The sequence below is a fragment of the Clostridium sp. UBA1056 genome (assembly GCA_002316385.1).
Taxonomy (GTDB): domain Bacteria; phylum Bacillota; class Clostridia; order Clostridiales; family Clostridiaceae; genus Clostridium_J.
Map to the genome: position 1 here is coordinate 27,039 of DCDL01000054.1, position 21,227 is coordinate 48,265.

Genomic DNA, 21,227 nt, shown 5'->3' on the forward strand with positions numbered 1-21,227 from the left:
TTATACTATTACTAGTACTAGCTCCAGAACGAACATTTAAAGTATCGGCATTAACAATCCCTGTAGATATAACCGTATCTTCTGTAGAAGAATCACTATTTCCAGTATTATTGTTGCTATTTCCAGAATCTGAATTACCAGAAGAAGTATTAATATATTCCGCACTAACAAATCCAGTAGTATTATTAAATTTAATTTTATGCCAGCCATTACTTGTAGATATTATTTGAACCGTAGCACTTTCATTTAAGGAACCGATTATGCTATTACTAGTACTAGCACCAGAGCGAACATTTAGAGCGTCAGCAGTAACAACTCCAGTTGTAGATGCTTGTCCTGTAGAATTATTATCTAAATTTACATATTGTCCAGAAATCCAACCTATAGTGTTATTATAGCTAACTTTATACCATCCATTGGATATCTCTATAATTGACACTTTAGTATTATAATTTAATTTACCAATAACACTGCTACTGGTATTAGGATTAGATCTTATATTTAATACATCTGCAGTTATGGTTCCTGTAACTATAGAGCTATATGAAGAATTTGAAATTTGAGTTGAATCGGCTATAGCTATAACTTGCATAGAGGTAGCAAGAGCTGTGCTTGTTGCCAGTGTACATAAAACTTTTAGTGCTTTACTATTCATTAATTTACAATCCTTTCTCCGATAATATTTTCCTTAGGATATATTTAACATTATTATTTAAATTATAAGATAAATAATGGTATATAACAACAAATAACAGTAAATAAGTATATATTTCTTCAAGTATTGATTTATTATGTAACTAAATTCATCAAAGCTAGATAAAATTATTGAATAGGTTAATTTGATAATCTATAATGATTATGAAAATTTATATACTAAAACAAATTATAATCTTGTATGAAGAGGGGATGATGGTCATGGAGAGTTTAAAAAAAGAGCAAGAAAATAAATTGCCACAAGTAGGGGGACATAAAAATATTAGTACAGTTAAAAAAATAGTATATATGGCTGTATTTATTGCAATAACATCTATCTTATCTAGATTTTTTGCAATACAGCTAGAAATTTTAAAAATTACTTTTTCATTTATACCAATAGCTTTAGCTGCTATGATTTTTGGACCAATATATGGTGGATTAGTAGCAGGAATAGAGGATTTAATAGGAGCCATATTGTTTCCTAAGGGACCATTTTTCCCAGGCTTCACATTAAGTGCAGCTCTTGTAGGAATAATATATGGATTAATCTTATACAAGAAGCCTAAAACAACAGGAAGATTTATAGTTGCAAACACGCTTATAGCTGTAATAGTTAATATAACACTAAATACAGTTTGGCTTATGATTCTCTATAATAAAGGCTTTATTGTTTTGGCTAGTACCAGAATCATTAAAGCTATAATTATGATACCTATAGAAGTGATTATGCTTAAGCTTTCATGGAAATACATAGGTGAGAAGCTTGAAAAGACATTATAAAACTCTAATTTTGTTAGTAATTAGAGTTCAAAAATCTTAACCATATTTACGCCTTCTAAAGGGGTATCTATAGTTAGTGTATGAGATTTTAAATTCATAGCATTTTTCATGAATGCTATGAATTTTTCTATTCCATAAACGGGAAAATCTATATGTGGAACTTTATAATGCATTGGAATAACTAATTTACTTTGAATTTTACTACAAAGTTTAGCCGCAATTTCAGGGTTAATAGTAAAATTACCTCCTACAGGTATGAATAGTATATCTAGAGTACCTAATAAATCTAGTTCTTTATCTGATAGCATATGTCCAATGTCACCAAGATGGCATAGTCTTAAATTATCAGTTTCTATTATGTAAATTATATTATTACCACGTTTAGCACCTTTTATATTATCATGATATGATGGAATCCCTTGGATTTTAATAGAAGAGCTTTCGTATAAGCAAGGGGTATTTATAATCATAGCACCAGGGTTTATCAGGTCAGTATAATTATGATCAAAATGGTCATGACTTATAGTAACTATATCTACAGAACCTTTATAGGGAGTTCCACCTAAACATTTATTAAAAGGGTCCATTAAAACTTTTTCTCCACAAGAATTTTCAAGGAGAAAACAAGAATGTCCAAACCAAGTAATTATCATAATTATCACCTCTTAATTAAGCAAAATTAATTGTCTAGTTTTATTTTAATTATTAACATATTTCTTTAATTTATGCTTATATAGATAAAAGACATATCATAATAAAGAAGGCGAATATATTAATTATATCTAATGAGATAAGCCGTAATAACGTTCTAAATAACCATAGTAGATAAGATTTAATTATAAATATACGATTACATATAAAAAGAACTTTACATTAAAAATTTTATATAATATAATAGTTGTAAAATTAACTTGTAAAATAGTACAGTTAAAAGCTAAGAATAGGACAGTACTCTAAAAGGTAGCTTAAAGAGAGTGGGGGTAGGTGAGAGCCCATAGTGAATAATTAGAGAAAAATCACCTAGGAGCTGAGGGCTGAAATTTAGTAAGTCTTTCCGTATTTCTGCGTTAAGGAATAGGATATGTTAGTATCTGAAATTTAATAACACTGTAGGTGGTATAGCGAAGCAACTTCGTCCTTAGTAGGGCGGAGTTTTAATTTTATTAAGGAAAGTATATAAGTGAGCATTAGTGATTGTAGATTAGTTAATGTATACTATGGATAAAATTAAGATGAAGCTATTATTAAATTATGTTATAGCACTTAATATTTTAAACATATTCCTATGAGATAAACAGAAATTGTGCCATATAAACTATATAAGGAGGAAAATATATGTACAAGAAAATTGATAGCACGAAGTCTTTTATGGATATTGAACAAGATGTGCTAAAACTTTGGGAAGAAAAAGATGTAATACAAAAAAACTTTGACTTAAATGATGAAGGTGAATATTTTACGTTCTATGATGGTCCACCAACAGCTAACGGTAAGCCACACATAGGTCACGTTATAACTAGGGTTATGAAAGATATAATTCCAAGATATAAAGTTATGAAAGGATATAAGGTTTTAAGGAAAGCTGGATGGGATACTCATGGTCTTCCAGTAGAGCTTGAAATCGAGAAAAAACTTGGAATTTCCGGGAAGCCTGAAATTGAAAAGTATGGAGTAGAAGAGTTCGTTACTCAATGTAAAGATAGTGTATTCTCTTACGTTGAAATGTGGAGAGAGATGTCCGAGAGACTTGGTTATTGGGTTGACATGGAGAATCCATATGTAACTTATCATAATGATTATATAGAATCAGTATGGTGGGCTTTAAAGCAAATGTGGAATAAGGATTTATTATATAAAGGTCATAAGGTAATGCCTTACTGTCCAAGATGTGGAACTACCTTATCATCTCATGAAGTAGCTCAGGGATATAAAGATGTAAAAGATAGTTCAGCTTATGTAAAGTTTAAATTAAAAGGTGAAGATAAATGTATTTTAGTATGGACAACAACCCCTTGGACATTACCAAGTAACGTTGCTCTTGCTGTAAATAAAGCTTATGACTATGTAGAAGTCTTACATGAAGGTGAGCATTTAATTTTATCAAGAACTCTTTTAAATAAACTTCAAGGAGAATATGAAGTAGTATCTGAATTTAAGGGAGAAGCCTTACTTGGAAAAGAATATGAGCAAATGTTCAAATTTGAAGTGCCAGAAGAAAAAGCCTTCTATATAGTTCATGGTGATTTCGTTACTTTAACAGACGGCACTGGAATAGTTCATATAGCTCCTGCTTATGGAGATGATGATAACCAAATAGGTAAGAAATATGGCCTTCCTATGATTAATTTAGTAGATGGAGAAGGAAAGTTTGTTCCTGAAGTAACTCCATGGGCTGGAATATTTGTAAAAAAAGCAGACGAGAAGATATTAGCTTTCTTAAAAGAGAATAATATACTTTACAAGAGTGAGAAATTCCTACACTCATACCCACACTGCTGGAGATGTGATACACCACTTCTTTATTATCCAAGAGAAAGTTGGTTTGTAAAAATGTCTTCAGTAAGAGATGAACTTCTTGAAAATAATAACAATATAAATTGGATGCCTGACAATATAAGAACAGGTAGAATGGGTAAATTCCTTGAAAATGTAATAGATTGGGGAATTTCAAGAAATAGATACTGGGGAACTCCACTTCCAATCTGGGAATGCGAATGCGGTCATAGAGAATTAATAGGAAGTGTAGAAGAACTTAAGGAAAAGGGAACAAATGTACCAGATGGAATAGAACTTCATAAGCCATATATTGATAGAGTTAAACTAAATTGTCCACACTGTCAAAAGGAAATGACAAGAGTTGAAGAAGTTATAGACTGTTGGTTTGATTCAGGCTCAATGCCTTTTGCTCAATATCACTATCCATTTGAAAATAAAGAGTTATTTGAAGCAAACTTCCCAGCTCAGTTTATTTCAGAAGCTGTAGATCAAACAAGAGGATGGTTCTATACACTACTTGCTATTTCTACAACTGTATTTGAAAAGAATCCATTTGAAAACTGTATAGTACTAGGTCATGTTCTAGATAAAGATGGACTTAAGATGTCTAAGCACAAAGGAAATGTACTTAGTCCATTTACAGTACTTGAAAACGAAGGAGCAGATGCTTTAAGATGGTATTTCTATACTGGTAGTGCTCCATGGCTTCCATCAAGATTCTATGAAGATGCTGTTATAGAAGCTCAAAGAAAATTTATAGGAACTCTATGGAATGTATATTCTTTCTATGTTCTATATGCAGATTTAGATAGCTTCAATCCAATAGAATATAAAGATTTTAAATCAGAAAATATAATGGATAAGTGGATGATGTCTAAACTAAATACCTTAGTTAAAACTACTGATGAGCATCTAGAAAACTATAGAATAACTCAAGGGGCTAAAGATTTAGAGGACTTTGTAGATGAATTATCTAACTGGTATGTAAGAAGAAATAGAGTAAGATTCTGGGGTGAAGAGCTTACAGAGGATAAAATAGGTGCATATATGACTTTATATAGAGTGCTTGTAACATTCTCAAAGATAGCAGCACCATTTATACCATTCATAACAGAAGAATTATATCAAAGTCTTGTTGTTGCTTTTGATAAAGATGCAGAAGAAAGTGTTCACCTATGCAAATGGCCAGAGTATGTTGAAGCTGAAGTAGATAAGGCGCTAGAAGATGAGATGGATAAGGCATATAAGATAGTTAAACTTGGAAGAAGTGCAAGAAATGGAGCTAACATTAAGAATAGACAGCCGCTTGGTAAAATGCTTGTATCTGTAGCTTCACTTCCAGAATACTATGGAGATATAGTAAGGGATGAGCTTAATATTAAACAAGTAGAGCTAGGTGCAGATCTTTCTAAATATGTTAACTTTGAAATAAAGCCTAATCTTCCAGTGTTAGGAAAGGCTTATGGAAAAATGATTCCAGGAATCAGAAAAGGCATAGCGTCTATGAGTCAAATGGATCTTGCACAAAGAGTAAATAATGGTGAAGTGGTTACAATAAATGTAGATGGAACTGAAATAGAGTTAAATAAAGAAAATCTACTTGTAACAATGCAAGGTCTAGAAGGATTTGCTTTTGCTGGTGAAGGAGAAATAGGAGTAGTATTAGATACAAATATTTCAGAAGAGCTTAGAGAAGAAGGGCATATAAGGGAAGTTCTAAGTAAAATACAAAACATGAGAAAAGAAAATGGTTTTGAAGTTTCAGATAAAATAAACTTATACTTTGCTGAAAATGAAACTTTAGAAAATGTAATAAGAAAATTTGAAAACCAAATAAAGAAAGATACTTTAGCTTTAACAGTATCTTATAATAGCGAAAAGGCTACTAATGAAGTAAAAATTAATGGAGAAAAGTTACTTCTACAAGTGGAAAGAGTTTAGTAGCTGATATATCTAAATTTATTAAATAATAATTGGTTTAGATGGAGTTTATAATGAAAGTATATTGCTCTATCTAAACCTTATAATTATATTGGATTAAGGTTTAACTAAATAAGGTATAGTTGTATTAAAAAATATACAGAATAATAAGAGAGGTGATATATAGTGGCAGCGTCAATTAAAGATGTAGCAAAAGAAGCAAATGTTTCTATTGCCACAGTTTCAAGAGTATTAAATGATATAGATGTAGTTAATCAAGAGACAAAACAAAGGGTTTTGGATGCAATAGAGAAATTAGACTATAGACCAAATATTTTAGCAAGAAGCTTAAAAACACAGAAATCAAGTACGATTGGTATAATAATACCAGATATATCAAATTCCCTTTTTCCGGAAATTGTAAGAGGTGCAGAAGACTTAGCAAGTATTTATAATTACAATATTATGCTATGTAATACTGACCTAGATAAAAGTAGGGAAAAGGAAAGCTTTAATATATTAAGAGAAAAGATGGTAGACGGTATAATATATATGGGTGACCGTCTGGATAAAGAGATAAAAGAAGCTATAAAGTCTGTTGGAACTCCAGTAGTATCAATAGGTGCTATGGATGAAGAAGGAGATGTTCCTAGTATAGGAATAGATAGCTATACTGCCGCTTATGATGCTGTAAATTATTTATTCTCAAAAAATAATAAAAACATAGCATATATAGGGTATAACAAAGAAAATGCAACTGAATATAAAAAAATATATCATGGATATAAAGATGCTATGGAGGAAGAGAACTGCTTCAATGAGAAATTAGTTTATCTTGGAAGTCTAAAGTATGAAGATGGATTTGAAGGAATTAATCATATAATAAAAGACAATAAGATTGATGCAGTTTTATGTGGAAGTGATCAATCAGCTCTTGGAGTTATAAATGCTTTGAGAGAAAAAGGAATTAAGGTACCAGAAGATATAAATGTTATAGGATTTGATAATATAGCACTATCAGCAATATTTTATCCTAAGCTTACTACAGTATCTCGTCCTTTGTATGATATGGGTTCTGTAGGAATGAGACTTCTTATAAAGCTTGTAAATAAAATACCAATAGAAGAGAGCTATTACAGATTACCATATGATATAGTTGAAAGAGATTCTTGTAAAAAATAAAGAAATTTAGATACAAAATAATTTTATAAATAATAAAAAGTGGATTTNNAAATCCACTTTTTATTATTTATTATCTATCTAAGGATACATCGTTCATAACCTTACTAGTTTTATTATCACATACATTTTTGATAGAGGAATCTTTTCCTTCTTTAATAAATTTTCCTCTAGTAGAGATAGGGTCAGAGAAAACTCCAGCACCATTTATACATCCACCAATACACATCATACCCTCTATAAAGTTACCTTGCAACTTATTTATTTTTGCCATGCTTAAGGCTTTTTTTATTTCTACAGGTCCAGAAACTTTCACTGGCTTAAATTCTATAGAAATATTTTCTGTACTAATATAATTTTCTATAGCTGCAGTAAGACCACCAGCCATACCAAAACCTCTACCTAGGACAGAGCCATCTTCGAGTTTTTCTTCATCACAAGTTTCAGGATCTATGTTAAAGGCATCTAACATAGCACAAAGTTCCTCAAAGGTTAGTACATAATCTATAACTCCAGCTACATCTGGTCTTCTAGCTTCAGCTTTTTTTGCTGTACATGGACCGATGAATACAATTTTAGCATCAGGGTCTTCAGCTTTTATAGCACGTCCCATAGCTATCATTGGAGAGACAGTATTGGATATATGAGAAACCTCGGTAGGAAACTTTTTCTCAATATAGCTAAAGAAACCTGGACAACAAGAGTTAGTCATATAAGTATGTCCATCTTCCATTCTCTCTACAAATTCTTTAGCTTCATGAATAGTCACCATATCTGCACCACAGGATGCCTCAAATACATTAGAGAAGCCAAGAGTTTTTAATGCAGATTTAACTTTTCCTATGGAAACATTATTGCCCATTTGTCCTGATATTGATGGAGCTACAATTGCAATCATATTGTGCTTTTTATGATATAATCTTTTAGCTACAGGAGCCACTAAGCTTTTATCAGATATAGCACCAAAAGGACACGCAGTCATACAGGCTCCACATTGAATGCAATCATCCTCATTTATAACGGCACGTCTGTCAAGTTCGCCTACTTTAAGAGCCCCGGTTGGACATGCAGTTTTACATGGACGAAGAACTTCAGATATGGCATTGTAAGGGCATATCTTTTTACAAAGTCCGCATTCTTTACATAATTCTTGATTTATATATGACTTTCCACCTACGGTCATCATAGCATTAGCAGGGCACACTTCTTTACATTTATGAGTAAGGCATCCTCTGCAAGCTTCAGTTACTGTATATTTGTTTATAGGACATCTGTCACAGGCAGCTTCTATTACATACATAATTTGCTCATTATTTTTAATGTCAATAAGATCGCTATATTCATCCTCTATAGGCATATATCCAGCGGCCAATTTAGCTCTTTGATTTACTATGGCACGTTCTTTAAATATACAACATCTATAAGTTGGTGCATCCTTATCAACTATAAATTTATGGATATTAAATATCTCTTTAGTATTTAAATTATCATTAATAGATAGAAGAACTATCTGCTTTAGTACCTCATGTTTAATTTTTTTTAGTGCTGTATCAAAAGTAAACATTATGATCCTCCTTAATTCCGTCATATTGTTAATTTTTTAACCAAATCTAATTATAACACCATTTAATTATTATTCAATAGGGATAAGCATTTAAAAATAAAAGTTTGGTAAGAATATATTGGTAAGAATAGATTAAATAATACAAAATATAATACGGATGGTAAGTATGTATGAATAGTGAGTTAAAGAAGACAAAAGATAGATTAGCTATAAAACTAGGACAATTACATAGAGATGCTATGAAAGAAAATTTGCCTTTAATAATTGTTTTGCAGGGAAAATATACTGATAAGGAGAAAAAGTTAATTAATTCTTTACTTAGTATATTTGAATATAAGGGCACATCGCTATATACTGATAAAGAAGTATATAATACTGATAAAGATAATTGCTTATTAAGAGCAAAGCTACTATGGGATAATATCCCTTGCAAAGGTAACACCACAATATTTTATACGAAAAAATACCATGATTTACTGGATGATAATGAAAAGGTATATTTGCAAATATTTCAGCAATCTTTAATAGATGAAGGATATATAATAATAAAGTTTATTTTTATTGAAAATGGAAATAAATCTTATAATAAAAACATAGAATTAAAAAGGAGCATGAGTAGTGAAGGTGTAGTAAGTTGGAATGAAATAAATTTAGACAGCAAAGATAAATATATAGATTTCTACGAAAAACTTATTATGGAATTAACTGAAGTCGTAAATAAATTAAAAGAGAATAAACCAAACTTAGAAACTGCATTCTGTGAATATGAAGAGTGTAGTAATATAAAAGAAGTTGATAAAGCTAGCTTAGAAATAAAGAATAAAATTACTTTAGAGTCTTTGGATAGTATGAAAAGAAACTCTAATGGAGATGTATCCGGTATAAAGGTTAATTGTGGAAGTGTATCTAAAAATTTATACAAGGATAGAATGAAGGAACTGCAATTATTACTATCAAGTCAGCAAAAGAAACTATTAAATGAAAAAAAATCTTTAATTATTTTGTACGAAGGTTGGGATGCTGCTGGAAAAGGTGGTAATATAAAGAGAGTTGTTAAAAGATTAGATCCTACAGGATATAAAGTTGTGCCAATATCAGCACCAACCGAAGATGAACAGAAATATCATTATATGAGAAGGTTTTGGAGGCATATTCCATTACCTGGTGAAGTTACTATATTTGATAGGTCTTGGTATGGAAGAGTTTTAGTAGAAAACGTAGAGAGGCTAACTGATCCATGGAAAATAGAGAAGGCTTATGATGAAATTAATATGCTAGAAGATTTCCTAATAGAGAATAGATGTATACTTATAAAGATATTTATAAATATATCAAAGTATGAACAACTAAAAAGATTTAATAAAAGGATGAATAATCCTTTTAAAGCCTATAAAATAACTAATGAAGACTGGAGGAATAGAGCGAAGTGGGATAAATATAAAGAAGCTATAAGTACATGTATAGCTACAACTTCCAAAAGCCATAATCCTTGGATTATTATTGATGGAGATTCAAAATATAATGCTAGGATAAAATGCTTAGAATACATATGTGAGGTTCTAAAGAAAAATTTATGATACAGTGAGACTTTAATTATAAGAATACTAAATTAAGGAGGAAATTATAATGGATAATAAAATTAATCTTATATGGAGAAGTAATGATAATAGTTTTGTGATAGGTGAGATATTAAATAGTGATCATAGATATTATTTTAAATATAATCCAGAGAAAGTAAAAAAGGCCATGGAAGAAGGATTTAACGCATTAGAAGGATTCCCACGTATAAATTCAAAATACTTTAGTGAAGAGCCTTTTAAATTATTCACTAGTTGGCTTGAGGAGAGTCATAAGGGAAGTGAATTAACTTTTGAAATGCTTAGAGGATTTACTTATGGGCAGTTTAAATTTGAAGAAACTATGGAAAATGTTAAAGATAGTAGTGAAGTAATAGCATAAAATAAAGGACAAAATATTTAAATTTAAGTATTTTCATTTTTATTGTTAAATCGTATTAATTATCATAGAGAAATTATAATAAGAGGCTTTCGCAAAAAAACTAATCTAAATAAATATTGAATAAGTACTTAAAGTACATCTTCAACGTTTTATATAAGATTAGTAATATATTTTGAGAAAGCCACATGCATTGTAAAATTGATAATCTTTGGGAACTTCAATATAAAAAGATACTAATTGTTCTTATTATAGATGGAAGTGGGTCTAATGTATTTAATTGTGAAATATATAGAAATATTAAATATCAGAAAAAGATTTATTTAAGAGGTAATAAGTTTAAGTCAGCAATAGATAAGCTAGAAATTAAATATAAATGGAATTATCAAAGGTTGTAGTTTTTTGCTAGAGAAGATAAAATTTTAAGAATTTCTAGAATCGAGTTAATAGAAAGTGTTGCAGATGATAACAGTGAAAGACTAAAAGTGCTAGATGCATGTAAAGAGTATGAACTAGATAATAAATATATGGTGAGAGAAGTGGTAGGATATAAATCGGTAAGAGATTTATAAGATTAACTTCTAATTCCAAAGTATCATCATATCTGCACGAATCCAGTGTGTAGTTAAAAAGACCTGAGACTTTTAGTCTTAGGCCTTCTCTTATATATACATATTAAAATTCTATTTAATATGTAAAATTAATATGAATATTATTACTAATTTGTTTACAATAAAATGCAAAAGATTAACTATATTGATTATTTTCTACATATTGTAGTAAAATACTAAATGTATAGTTGTTAAGAATTAATAAAGTAAAAGTATAAGTAAACTAGGTTAATATGTTATATAAGTTTTATTAAAGTTTCTACATTAAATTTACTTATAATCTTAGATTATACTAAGGAATATTAATGAATTTTATTTGTTAGAACTTATATATTAAAATTATTAATTAGTTTTAAGTAGGAGATTAGGAGATAAATTATATGAAGAAGTTTTTTAAGAAGTATAAATTAAATAAAGGTGAGGTTTTAGCAATGATTATGTTAACTTTATTTTTAGTTAGTGCATATTTACTTTATGTACTTCAAAAGACTAAAGAAATACCATTCATTTACAATCAGTTTTAGTAGGGAGGAAATTATGAAAAAATCATTTATTATAGGTATACCAATAATATTAGCAATAATATTTATTTCTATATTTAATTTAATAGTAAACAAAGAAATTGAACAATTAAAAAGTAGTAAAGATTTAACAACCATCAAACATGCTTACGGTGGAGATGTTAAGAAAAATGGAGTTGAATTTAGAGATGTATCTTTAGAAAACAATGATTTAATGCTATTGGGATCATCAGAATTAAGTAATCCTGTTCCACAAAATCCAGTTAATTTATTTCCGTTTAATGATAGCAAATATGACATAAGTATATTTGGAACTGCATATGTTCAAGATCTTCAGCATGCAATTATGCTAGGTGGAGGTGACAATTATAATAATTCTAAGGTAGCATTGGTAGCTTCACTACAATGGTTCTGGAATAAGGATGGCATAAGTAGTGAAAATTTTATTCCACTATTTTCTGATTTGCAATTTTATCAGTTTCTAAATAATTCTAAAATATCAAAGGAAAATAAAACATATTTAGCAAAGAGAGTTGCTACTTTGCTAAAAGATTCTGATATATTTCAAGAGGAGAGAGTCTATGCAGAATTATTTATAGGAGAAACTTTCATTGATAAGGTAAAATATAATTGTCTTCTACCTTATTTTAAAACAAAACAGAAGTTACTTGAAACTAGAGATAAGGTTGCTCTTTTAAAAGAGATGAAATCTCTACCAGATAAGTCTAATGTTAATACTGTAAAATCAATAGACTTTAAGGAGCAATATAAACTTGCTGAGAGCCAAGGTATGGAGAAGGTTTCTGATAATATGTTTAATGTATCTGATGAATATTACAATAAATATTTAAAAGACATAGAATCGAGTCTTAAAAATACATATAAGGATATAAATATTTTAGATTCAGCGGAATTTGAAGATTTTAAGTTTTTACTAAGTGTATGTAAGGATTTAGGCATTAAACCATATATAATTTTAATGAATGTAAATGGTTGGTATTACGATTATACAGGAGTTTTAGAGGAGGAAAGAACACAGTTTTATAATAAATTAGAAAGTATAGCTAAAGATAATAATTTTGATGTATTAAACTTACAAAAGTATGAATATGAAAAGTATTATTTAACTGATGTCATGCATTTAGGATGGAAAGGCTGGCTAAATGTATCAGAAGAAATGAGTAATCATTTTAAAGATTAATATAAAGGTGGTAACAAAAGTGAATTTATTACTTAAAATAAGAGAGTATTCAATAGATAAAAGAATGGCAGTTATTTGTGATGAAGAAAAGCTTACATATGAAGAACTGGACAAGCTTTCTGATGAATTTGCAGCATATATGATAGAAAAGTATAAATATGATAAGTCACCTATTGTTATTTACGGTAATAAGGATAATCTTATACTAGTATTAATTGTAGGAGCATTAAAATCTGGTAGAGCATATGTTCCGTTAGATGTAACATTTCCTATAGAAAGAGTTAATCAGGTAATAAACGAGGTGAATCCTAAAGTTATAGTAAATTTTACAAATAATCTTATAGATAATGATAATGTTTTTAGCAAAGAAGAAATGTTAACAGAAATAAAAAGATATAAGGGAGCTATAGTATCTCAGGATAATTGGCTAAAAGAAAATGAGAATGCCTATATATTATTTACATCAGGTAGTACAGGATTACCAAAAGGAGTGCAAATAACTAAAAATAATATAGACTCTTTTACAAATTGGTTTGAAAAATTTCTTAGAATAAATAAAGAGAATGATGTGATTATGAATCAAGTATCCTATTCATTTGATGTATCAGTAATACCAATTTATTTAGGGCTAATTTGTGGTAAAACATTATTTAGCTTATCAAAAGATACATTAGAGGACTTTAAACGATTATTTAATGCTTTAAAGATTTCAAACATAAAGACATGGGTTTCTACACCTGCATTAGCTGAAATGTGCATTAGAGACAGTAATTTTAATAAGGAATTAATGCCTAAGCTAAACACATTCGTATTTGCTGGAGAGGTATTATCTAAGAAGTTAGTAAAAGAACTTATGTTAAGATTTCCTGGAGTTAGGATAATAAATGGATATGGTCCAACTGAGGGGACAGTATTATTATCAGCGGTTGATGTGAGTGAAGAAATGATTGAAGATAGTAGAGAGATACCAATAGGATATCCAATGGATGGTGCTATTCTTAAAATTGTAGATGAAAGTGGCAATACTATGCCAGAAGGAGAAAAAGGAGAATTACTAGCTATTGGCAATAGCATAAGTAAGGGATATTTTAATAATGAGGAAATCACTAAAAAGGTATTTTTTAATGAAAATATAGAAGGTAAACTACTTAGCGGTTATAGAACTGGAGATTTAGCTTACTATGATGGTAATATGATTTATTATTGTGGAAGAAAGGATTTCCAAATAAAACTAAATGGATTCAGAATAGAGCTTGAAGATATAGAGAATAATTTAAGAAGAGTAAATATTGTTAATAACTGTGCAGTATTTCCTATATATAAAGATGATAAGATATCTCATATAATGGGTGTAATTACACTAAATGAAGATAACGGATTAAGTAATCTTAAAAATTCTATATTAATAAAAGATGAATTAAAGCAGTATATACCATCTTATATGATTCCGAGAAATATTAAGATAATAAAGCAATTTCCTATAAACACCAATGGAAAGATAGATAGAAAAAGACTTATGGAGGAAATAAAATGATAAAATTAACACAGTATGGAGATTATTTCTATCTGTATATACTATTATTATCACTTATTCCAGCTATAGTGTTGGGTATAAAGGGAAAAAATATAAAACCCTATGGTATAGTATTATCTATATTTATGGTAGGAGTGATTATAGGGGTAAAGTCAGTAGGAATTGTATTATTTATAATGTTTTTACTAGGAGAAATCATATTAATCAATTCATACTTAGAGATACGTGATAGAACAGATAATAAATTTATATATTACTTAGCACTATTTTTATCAATGTTACCCATAATAATAACAAAGGTATCAGCTAAATCGATCTATGGGCCTATAGGATTTATTGGATTATCCTATTTAAACTTTAAGTCTATACAGATAATTATAGAGATATATGATGGAACTATAAAAGAAATTAAGTTTTCTACTTTAGTATATTTCATCATATTTTTTCCAACTCTAAGTTCAGGTCCTATTGATAGGTATAGAAGGTTTGAAGAAAATCTAAATACTAAAATAGAGAAAGAGGATTATATAAATAATTACTTATTTGAAGGATTAAAAAAAATAATTAAGGGAGTAGGATATAAGTTTGTAATAGCGTATATTATAAATACTCTATGGATGAGTAAAATTCCAACGGATATAACATTCTTAAATAGTTTGAACTATATGTATGCTTATAGTTTATATTTATTCTTTGATTTTGCTGGATATAGCTCTTTTGCAGTAGGTACAAGCTATATTATTGGTATTAAAACACCAGAGAATTTTGACAAACCATTTCTTAGTAAGGATATGAAGGAATTTTGGACAAGATGGCATATATCTCTTTCAAGGTGGTTTGGAGATTATCTATACTCTAGAATTCTTTTAAGCTCTATGAGAAAGAAAAGATTTAAAGATAGATTTAGGGCATCTCATTTTGCTCAAATGATAACTATGCTTACAATGGGAGTTTGGCATGGATTAGAAGTATTCTATATAATATATGGAATATATCAAGGTAGTGTTTTGGTACTTACAGATATAGTACAAAGAAAATCTAAGTTTTATAAAAAACATAAAAAAGAGAAATGGTTTCAAAGAGTTCAGATTTTAATTAATTTTCATGTAGCTTGTTTTGGATTATTGTTATTCTCAGGGTATTTATTTACTCATAAATAAAGCTAAAAAATTTAAATAGTATTGATAAATATATAATATATAGAATGTATAATAAAATTAGATAAATTAAGTTTTAGGAGGAAAATTAAATGAAAGAAAAAGTATTAGATATATTTGAGGAAGTAACTGGAACTGATGAAATAAGAGAGGATTTAGACTTAGATTTATTTGAGGCTGGATTATTAGATTCATTAGGAATTATAGAAGTGTTACTAAAAATAGAAGAGGTATTTGGTATTAAGCTTCAACCAACGGATCTAGAAAGAACGGATATGGCTACAGCAAACAATTTAATTGCTTTTTTAAGTAGTAGAATATAAAATTAAATTTTAGTAAGGAGAATGCTAGCACACTAAAAATAGCATTCTCTTTTTATTTCTATAGAAGATATGTATCAAATAGGATATAATGTATCTAGTAGAAATTAGTAAAGAATAGACTACAAAGTAGATTATATATGGATTTATATGAAAGTTTATAACACATAAAATAATATAAATATTAATCAATTAAAAGATAAAAAGGAAGTGTACATATGAATTATATATCAGAAAAAGCTATTATAGGTAACAATGTGAAGGTTGGAAGATTCACAGTTATTGAAGATAACGTTATTATAGGAGATAATTGCATTATTGGTCATAATGTAGTTATACATGAGGATACTATAATAAAAGATAATGTTAGAATAGATGACAATACGGTTATAGGTAAAACTCCAATGAGAGGGGTAAATAGTATATTTAAAGATGAAGAAAAGTTACCAAACTGTACTATAGGAGAAGGATGTTTAATTGGAGCTACAACCATAATATATAGGGGTGCAGTCATAGGAGATAAAACATTAATTGCAGATATGGCAACTATAAGAGAAAATGTAACTATAGGAGAAAAAACTGTTATAGGTAGAGGCTCAACAGTAGAGAATTTCTGTACAGTAGGCTCAAATTGTAAGATTCAAACTAACGTATATTTAACTGCATACTCTACTGTAGAAGATCATGTATTTATAGCACCTTGCGTTGTAACTTCAAATGATAACTATGCAGCTAGATCAAAAGAGAGATTTGGAAAGTTTAAAGGTATTACTATAAAAAGTGGTGGTAGACTAGGAGCTGGGGCTGTAGTACTTCCTGGTAAAGTTGTAGGAGAAGAAGGATTTGCAGCTGCAGGATCTTTGGTAACAAAGGATATACCCGCTAGAAAAGTAGTAATTGGAAGCCCGGCAAAGGTTTTAAAAGATGTACCAGAAGATCAACTTCTAGAAAATCAATAAGCAAGTATAAATATATGAGTAATTTAAATTCTAAATTAAATGCGTTGGGGCGTAATTCCTTACTTAGAAAATTTTTATCTTTTTCCGTAGGAAATTGGCTGGTTTTAGTCATAGGACTTATATCAGCACCTCTTATAACAAGAATAATAGATCCAGCTGAGTATGGTAAGTTTGGATTATTTACCATGTATGTTAATATAGTTATGTTAATTATAACCTGCGGATTAGATCAATCTTATGTTAGATTCTTTTATGAGGAGGAAGAACAAAATAGAAATAGGTTATTATTTGAAAGTGTAAAGATTCCTCTTATATTAAATGTAATAGTAGCATGTATAATTATTATATTTAAAGTGCCGATATCACAGTATGTAATATCTGATTATAATTTAAGCTTTATAATATTACTTATATTAAATATAAGTTTATCATCTATAAATAGATTTTCTCTGCTGACAGTAAGAATGAAGCAAAAGGGTAGACTATATTCTATGCTTCAAGTGATGCAAAAAATTAGTTATCTTATGTCTATAGGATTATTCTTCATGATATATAATAATAGCTTTTTGACCCTTGCCTACGCAACTTTAGTTTCAAATCTAGTACTAGTTGTCGTATCTGTATTTACTGAAAGAGATAGTTGGAATTTTAGAGACATTAAAGGAAAAAAACTTAAAAACTCTCAAATCGACATTTTAAAATATGGCATACCTTTAATTTTTACAGTATTAGTTACTTGGTTATTTCAATCAGCCGATAAAATGGCCATTAAAGCTTATTATGGTGACTATGAAGTAGGAATCTATAATTCAGCTAATAATATAATAGCCATTTTAAATATACTACAGGCATCATTTGCAAATTTTTGGCTACCAGTGGCTTTTGAAAAGTATGAAAAAAGTCCAGAGGATACAAAGTTTTTCTCAAACATAAACGATATAGTAAGTTTTTTGATGTTTGGAGTAGGAATTGGTTTAATATTATTTAAAGATATAATTGTACTGCTTTTGGGAGAAAAGTATAGAGTTGCATCTTACATAATGCCATTTTTAGTGTTTATGCCAGTACTATATACTATGTCAGAGGTATCTGTTGTAGGTATAAACTTTAAAAAGAAACCTAAGTACCATGTAATAATAGCATCTTTGGCTTGCTTATTTAATGTTGCGGGAAATAGCATTTTAGTACCAATTTTAGGATCAAAGGGAGCTGGTATTTCTACGGGACTTGCATATATCGTATTTTATTATGCAAGAACTTTAATATCTACAAGGCTTTATAAAGTAGATTATCATATAGGTAGAACTACAATAGCTATAGTAGCTATATTAGTTCTTGCTCTATATTCAAGCTTTAGAGAGTTTTCTATGATTACAGTAATCATTGGAGCTATAGTTATATTAATAGTTTTATTCCTATATAGAAATACTATTAAAAGTATGATATCTAAAGCTAAGAGTATTAAAAATGTTGAACAAAAATAATATACAAATATAAATAACTTATCCTAATAATATTTACAGTAATAAATATTATTACTACATTTTAATAAATCAATATAATTTAAGACAAGTGTAACTAATAGGAGGGATAAAATTGGATTATAGAAATAAGTATGAGCTATGGATTAACTCGCCAGAAATTGATGAGGAAACTAAAGCTGAGTTAAAAAGCATTGCTGATGAAACTGATCTAGAAGACAGATTCTATAAAGATCTAGAATTTGGAACAGGAGGACTAAGGGGAATAATTGGAGCTGGAAGCAATAGATTAAATATATACACTGTAGGGAAAGCCACACAAGGTTTTGCTAATTACTTAAAAGATAAATATACTTCTCCTAAGGTTACTATAGCGTATGATTCTCGCCACATGTCTAAGGAGTTTTCAGAGTATGCTGCTAGAGTTCTAGCTGGTAATGAGATAAAAGTATATTTGTACGACAAGCTTACACCGACACCAATGCTTTCTTATGCGGTAAGAGAGTTAAATTGCCAAGGTGGAATTGTATTAACAGCTTCACATAATCCTAAAGAATATAATGGCTATAAGGTTTATGGAAGTGATGGATGTCAAGTTACAGATGCCTCAGCTAATGAAATTATAACCTTTGTAAATAGGATTGATGCCTTTAATCAAGTTAAAGTAATAGATATAAAAGAAGCTGTTGATAAAAAGTTAGTTAACTATATAGGAGAAGAATTATATACTTCTTATATAGAGAAAGTAAAGGAACTTACTATAAGAAAAGATTTAGTAAGAAATCATGGTAAGGACCTTAAAATAATATATACACCTATTCATGGAACTGGGAACATTCCTGTAAGAAGAGTATTAGATGAACTTTCCTATAAAAATGTAGCTGTGGTTAAAGAACAAGAACTTCCAGATGGAGCTTTCCCAACAGCCCCATATCCAAATCCAGAGGACAGTAAGGTGTTTAAACTAGCTTTAGAAATGGCCGAGGACTTTAATCCTGATATAATTCTTGGTACAGATCCAGATTGTGATAGAATAGGTGCTGTAGTAAAAGATAATAAAGGTGAATATAAAGTTCTTACTGGTAATCAAGTAGGTGTACTATTAACGAACTATATAATATTATCTTTGAAGGAATTTGGGAATTTAAACAATAATGAAACTATAATTAAAACTATAGTTTCTACAGATATGATAAAACCTATATGCAAGGAGTTTGATGTTCAAGTTAAAGAAGTTTTAACTGGATTTAAATATATAGGAGAACTCATTAGAAACTTTGAAGAAGCTCCAGGAGATAATAAATTTTTACTAGGCTTTGAAGAAAGCTACGGGTATTTAGCAGGAGACTTTGTTAGGGATAAGGATGCTGTTATAGCAGCAGCTTTAATATGTGAAATGACTCTCTATTATAAGTCTATAGGTAAAACTTTATACGAAGGATTATTGGATTTATATGAAGAGTATGGATACTATAAAGAGAAGTTAATATCTGTAGAGTTAAAAGGAAAAGAAGGTCAAGAGAAAATCAAAGAGATAATTGAGTACTTTAGAAGTGAAGATATAAGAAGTTTCGGGGACTATGAGGTTTCTATTAAAGAAGATTATAAATTAAGTTGTAGAACTAATATAAAAAATTCCAGTAGGGAAGATATAAATTTACCTAAGTCAAATGTTATTAAATTTATTTTCTGCAATGGATGCTATTTTGTGGTAAGACCTTCAGGAACTGAGCCTAAAATGAAAATATACTTAGGAGTAACTAGTGAAAATAACGATAGTTCAGACAAGAGTTTATTATATTTAGAGGAAGCAGTCTTAAATAGCATAAAAGCGTTTTTACCAAAATAAAAGAGAGCTACATGATTTAATTCATGTAGCTCTTATTTTATTCAGGTTTTATATCTTCATATATATATTTTTGTATTTGTTCCTTAGTGACTTCTTCATCAAAGGTAGTATAATATATACCGTTTATTTTATCACCTTTACTATGTTCTGGAAGAGGAAATCTTAGTTGTTCTATATTAGTTATTCCAGAGGTTAATACTTTAGTTCCTAGACTTAAAACTTCAGAAGTTGAAAGGCTAGTTTGAACATGAGGTAATATATCATTAACCAATGAAGGAAGCTTAAGAATACCTACGGTAGATATTTTATTAAAAATTTCTGTAAGTACAATTCTTTGTCTCTCCGTTCTTTTATCATCTCCGCCACTATTATATCTTATTCTAGAATATGCTAAGGCTTGAGTTCCATTTACGTGTTGTCTACCCGCGGTTGATATTACTCCATTTAAATCAGCTAGTTCATAGTCTTCTACAGTAATATCTATACCACCTATAATATCTATGATGTCCTTAAGATTATTAAAGTTAACTTTAGCATAGTCTGTAATATCTAAACCAAAAGTTTGATTAATGGTTTTTAAAGTAAGTTCTTCTTGACCAAAGGCATAGGCATGATTTAACTTATCATAACCATGACCTTCTATATTAACATAGCTATCTCTAGATAGAGAGGTTAACTTCAACTTTTTATGAAGAGAATCTACTGTAGCAATAATTATTGCATCTGAACGTCCAACATCTCCATCAGTTTGATCAATACCCAATAAAGCTATATTTTTAATTTTAGATGATGTATTCTTGGAATCGTCTATTGCTAAGTCTGAATCATTTATACTTACGCTATTTAACTTACCAACTATAGATAAGAAATAGCTACCTAAGGCGGCTAGAGAAAATATTAAAATAGTTGAAATTATAATAAGTGCCTTTTTGCCAGTAGTTAATTTCTTAGATCTCTTTTTAGATTTTACTTTTTTATCTTTACTCATGAAAGCTTTTCCTCC

Annotated in this window: 18 protein-coding genes and 1 other annotated feature; of the genes, 14 read left to right on the forward strand and 4 right to left on the reverse strand. The window is 29.1% G+C overall.

What is annotated here, in order from left to right:
* The coding region (locus B3W71_RS13320; protein ID WP_346889422.1) for an SH3 domain-containing protein at window positions 1-655 on the reverse strand (655 nt) is incomplete at its 3' end.
* 260 nt (window positions 656-915) lie between these two features.
* On the opposite strand from B3W71_RS13320, the gene B3W71_RS13325 reads away from it, so the two are divergent.
* Window positions 916-1,476, forward strand: coding sequence for a folate family ECF transporter S component (locus B3W71_RS13325; protein ID WP_346889423.1), 561 nt, complete (start codon window positions 916-918; stop codon window positions 1,474-1,476).
* A 20-nt stretch (window positions 1,477-1,496) separates the two neighbouring features.
* On the opposite strand, the gene B3W71_RS13330 is transcribed toward B3W71_RS13325, so the two are convergent.
* Window positions 1,497-2,129 carry an MBL fold metallo-hydrolase gene (locus B3W71_RS13330; protein ID WP_346889424.1) on the reverse strand — a complete coding sequence of 211 codons (633 nt, stop codon included), beginning with the start codon at window positions 2,127-2,129 and terminating at the stop codon, window positions 1,497-1,499.
* Between the two features lie 274 nt (window positions 2,130-2,403).
* Window positions 2,404-2,619, forward strand: a binding site (T-box leader).
* A gap of 192 nt (window positions 2,620-2,811) precedes the next feature.
* Between B3W71_RS13330 and ileS the strand changes: the two genes are divergently transcribed.
* Both ileS and B3W71_RS13340 read left to right on the forward strand, forming a co-directional pair.
* Complete coding sequence (gene ileS / locus B3W71_RS13335; protein WP_346889425.1) at window positions 2,812-5,913, forward strand: isoleucine--tRNA ligase; 3,102 nt, start codon at window positions 2,812-2,814, stop codon at window positions 5,911-5,913.
* Window positions 5,914-6,078: 165 nt separating this feature from the next.
* Window positions 6,079-7,074 carry a LacI family DNA-binding transcriptional regulator gene (locus tag B3W71_RS13340; protein ID WP_346889426.1) on the forward strand — a complete coding sequence of 332 codons (996 nt, stop codon included), beginning with the start codon at window positions 6,079-6,081 and terminating at the stop codon, window positions 7,072-7,074.
* A gap of 70 nt (window positions 7,075-7,144) precedes the next feature.
* On the opposite strand, the gene B3W71_RS13345 is transcribed toward B3W71_RS13340, so the two are convergent.
* Window positions 7,145-8,635 (reverse strand): 4Fe-4S dicluster domain-containing protein, encoded by a 1,491-nt coding sequence (locus B3W71_RS13345; protein WP_346889427.1) that lies wholly within the window; start codon window positions 8,633-8,635, stop codon window positions 7,145-7,147.
* A 170-nt stretch (window positions 8,636-8,805) separates the two neighbouring features.
* On the opposite strand from B3W71_RS13345, the gene B3W71_RS13350 reads away from it, so the two are divergent.
* The 11 genes from B3W71_RS13350 to B3W71_RS13400 all read left to right on the forward strand — a co-directional run bounded on the left by B3W71_RS13350 (window position 8,806) and on the right by B3W71_RS13400 (window position 20,224).
* Window positions 8,806-10,212, forward strand: coding sequence for a hypothetical protein (locus B3W71_RS13350; RefSeq protein WP_346889428.1), 1,407 nt, complete (start codon window positions 8,806-8,808; stop codon window positions 10,210-10,212).
* Window positions 10,213-10,261: 49 nt separating this feature from the next.
* Window positions 10,262-10,594: a hypothetical protein gene (locus tag B3W71_RS13355; RefSeq protein WP_346889429.1), complete on the forward strand. Its 333-nt coding sequence runs from the start codon at window positions 10,262-10,264 to the stop codon at window positions 10,592-10,594.
* Between the two features lie 185 nt (window positions 10,595-10,779).
* On the forward strand, window positions 10,780-10,989 hold the full coding sequence (locus tag B3W71_RS13360) for a hypothetical protein (protein WP_346889430.1): 210 nt from the start codon (window positions 10,780-10,782) through the stop codon (window positions 10,987-10,989).
* A 593-nt stretch (window positions 10,990-11,582) separates the two neighbouring features.
* Complete coding sequence (locus tag B3W71_RS13365; RefSeq protein WP_346889431.1) at window positions 11,583-11,726, forward strand: hypothetical protein; 144 nt, start codon at window positions 11,583-11,585, stop codon at window positions 11,724-11,726.
* A 13-nt stretch (window positions 11,727-11,739) separates the two neighbouring features.
* A complete protein-coding gene (gene dltD / locus B3W71_RS13370; RefSeq protein WP_346889432.1) occupies window positions 11,740-12,924 on the forward strand; it encodes a D-alanyl-lipoteichoic acid biosynthesis protein DltD in 1,185 nt (394 codons plus the stop codon).
* A gap of 19 nt (window positions 12,925-12,943) precedes the next feature.
* Window positions 12,944-14,458: a D-alanine--poly(phosphoribitol) ligase subunit DltA gene (gene dltA, locus B3W71_RS13375; RefSeq protein ID WP_346889433.1), complete on the forward strand. Its 1,515-nt coding sequence runs from the start codon at window positions 12,944-12,946 to the stop codon at window positions 14,456-14,458.
* On the forward strand, window positions 14,458-15,618 hold the full coding sequence (dltB, locus tag B3W71_RS13380; protein WP_346889559.1) for a D-alanyl-lipoteichoic acid biosynthesis protein DltB: 1,161 nt from the start codon (window positions 14,458-14,460) through the stop codon (window positions 15,616-15,618). Before dltA ends, dltB begins: the two co-directional genes overlap by 1 nt.
* An 89-nt stretch (window positions 15,619-15,707) precedes the next feature.
* A complete protein-coding gene (gene dltC, locus B3W71_RS13385) occupies window positions 15,708-15,938 on the forward strand; it encodes a D-alanine--poly(phosphoribitol) ligase subunit DltC (protein WP_346889434.1) in 231 nt (76 codons plus the stop codon).
* Window positions 15,939-16,153: 215 nt separating this feature from the next.
* Complete coding sequence (locus tag B3W71_RS13390; protein ID WP_346889435.1) at window positions 16,154-16,894, forward strand: N-acetyltransferase; 741 nt, start codon at window positions 16,154-16,156, stop codon at window positions 16,892-16,894.
* A 14-nt stretch (window positions 16,895-16,908) separates the two neighbouring features.
* Complete coding sequence (locus B3W71_RS13395; protein ID WP_346889436.1) at window positions 16,909-18,378, forward strand: lipopolysaccharide biosynthesis protein; 1,470 nt, start codon at window positions 16,909-16,911, stop codon at window positions 18,376-18,378.
* A gap of 112 nt (window positions 18,379-18,490) precedes the next feature.
* Window positions 18,491-20,224: a phospho-sugar mutase gene (locus tag B3W71_RS13400; protein ID WP_346889437.1), complete on the forward strand. Its 1,734-nt coding sequence runs from the start codon at window positions 18,491-18,493 to the stop codon at window positions 20,222-20,224.
* Between the two features lie 37 nt (window positions 20,225-20,261).
* Here the strand turns inward: B3W71_RS13400 and B3W71_RS13405 are convergent, their stop codons facing one another.
* Entirely contained in the window at window positions 20,262-21,212 is a 951-nt protein-coding gene (locus tag B3W71_RS13405; protein ID WP_346889438.1) for an LCP family protein, read from the reverse strand.
* Window positions 21,213-21,227: the final 15 nt, after the last annotated feature.

What these genes read in the sequence shown, in the direction of transcription:
- dltD (WP_346889432.1), top strand. Translation starts at nt 11,740, where the DNA reads ATGAAAAAATCATTTATTATAGGTATACCAATAATATTAGCAATAATA.
- dltC (WP_346889434.1), top strand. Translation starts at nt 15,708, where the DNA reads ATGAAAGAAAAAGTATTAGATATATTTGAGGAAGTAACTGGAACTGAT.
- B3W71_RS13395 (WP_346889436.1), top strand. Translation starts at nt 16,909, where the DNA reads ATGAGTAATTTAAATTCTAAATTAAATGCGTTGGGGCGTAATTCCTTA.
- B3W71_RS13325 (WP_346889423.1), top strand. Translation starts at nt 916, where the DNA reads ATGGAGAGTTTAAAAAAAGAGCAAGAAAATAAATTGCCACAAGTAGGG.
- B3W71_RS13390 (WP_346889435.1), top strand. Translation starts at nt 16,154, where the DNA reads ATGAATTATATATCAGAAAAAGCTATTATAGGTAACAATGTGAAGGTT.
- B3W71_RS13360 (WP_346889430.1), top strand. Translation starts at nt 10,780, where the DNA reads ATGCATTGTAAAATTGATAATCTTTGGGAACTTCAATATAAAAAGATA.
- B3W71_RS13330 (WP_346889424.1), bottom strand. Translation starts at nt 2,129, where the DNA reads ATGATAATTACTTGGTTTGGACATTCTTGTTTTCTCCTTGAAAATTCT.
- B3W71_RS13350 (WP_346889428.1), top strand. Translation starts at nt 8,806, where the DNA reads ATGAATAGTGAGTTAAAGAAGACAAAAGATAGATTAGCTATAAAACTA.
- B3W71_RS13345 (WP_346889427.1), bottom strand. Translation starts at nt 8,635, where the DNA reads ATGTTTACTTTTGATACAGCACTAAAAAAAATTAAACATGAGGTACTA.
- B3W71_RS13365 (WP_346889431.1), top strand. Translation starts at nt 11,583, where the DNA reads ATGAAGAAGTTTTTTAAGAAGTATAAATTAAATAAAGGTGAGGTTTTA.
- B3W71_RS13355 (WP_346889429.1), top strand. Translation starts at nt 10,262, where the DNA reads ATGGATAATAAAATTAATCTTATATGGAGAAGTAATGATAATAGTTTT.
- B3W71_RS13405 (WP_346889438.1), bottom strand. Translation starts at nt 21,212, where the DNA reads ATGAGTAAAGATAAAAAAGTAAAATCTAAAAAGAGATCTAAGAAATTA.
- ileS (WP_346889425.1), top strand. Translation starts at nt 2,812, where the DNA reads ATGTACAAGAAAATTGATAGCACGAAGTCTTTTATGGATATTGAACAA.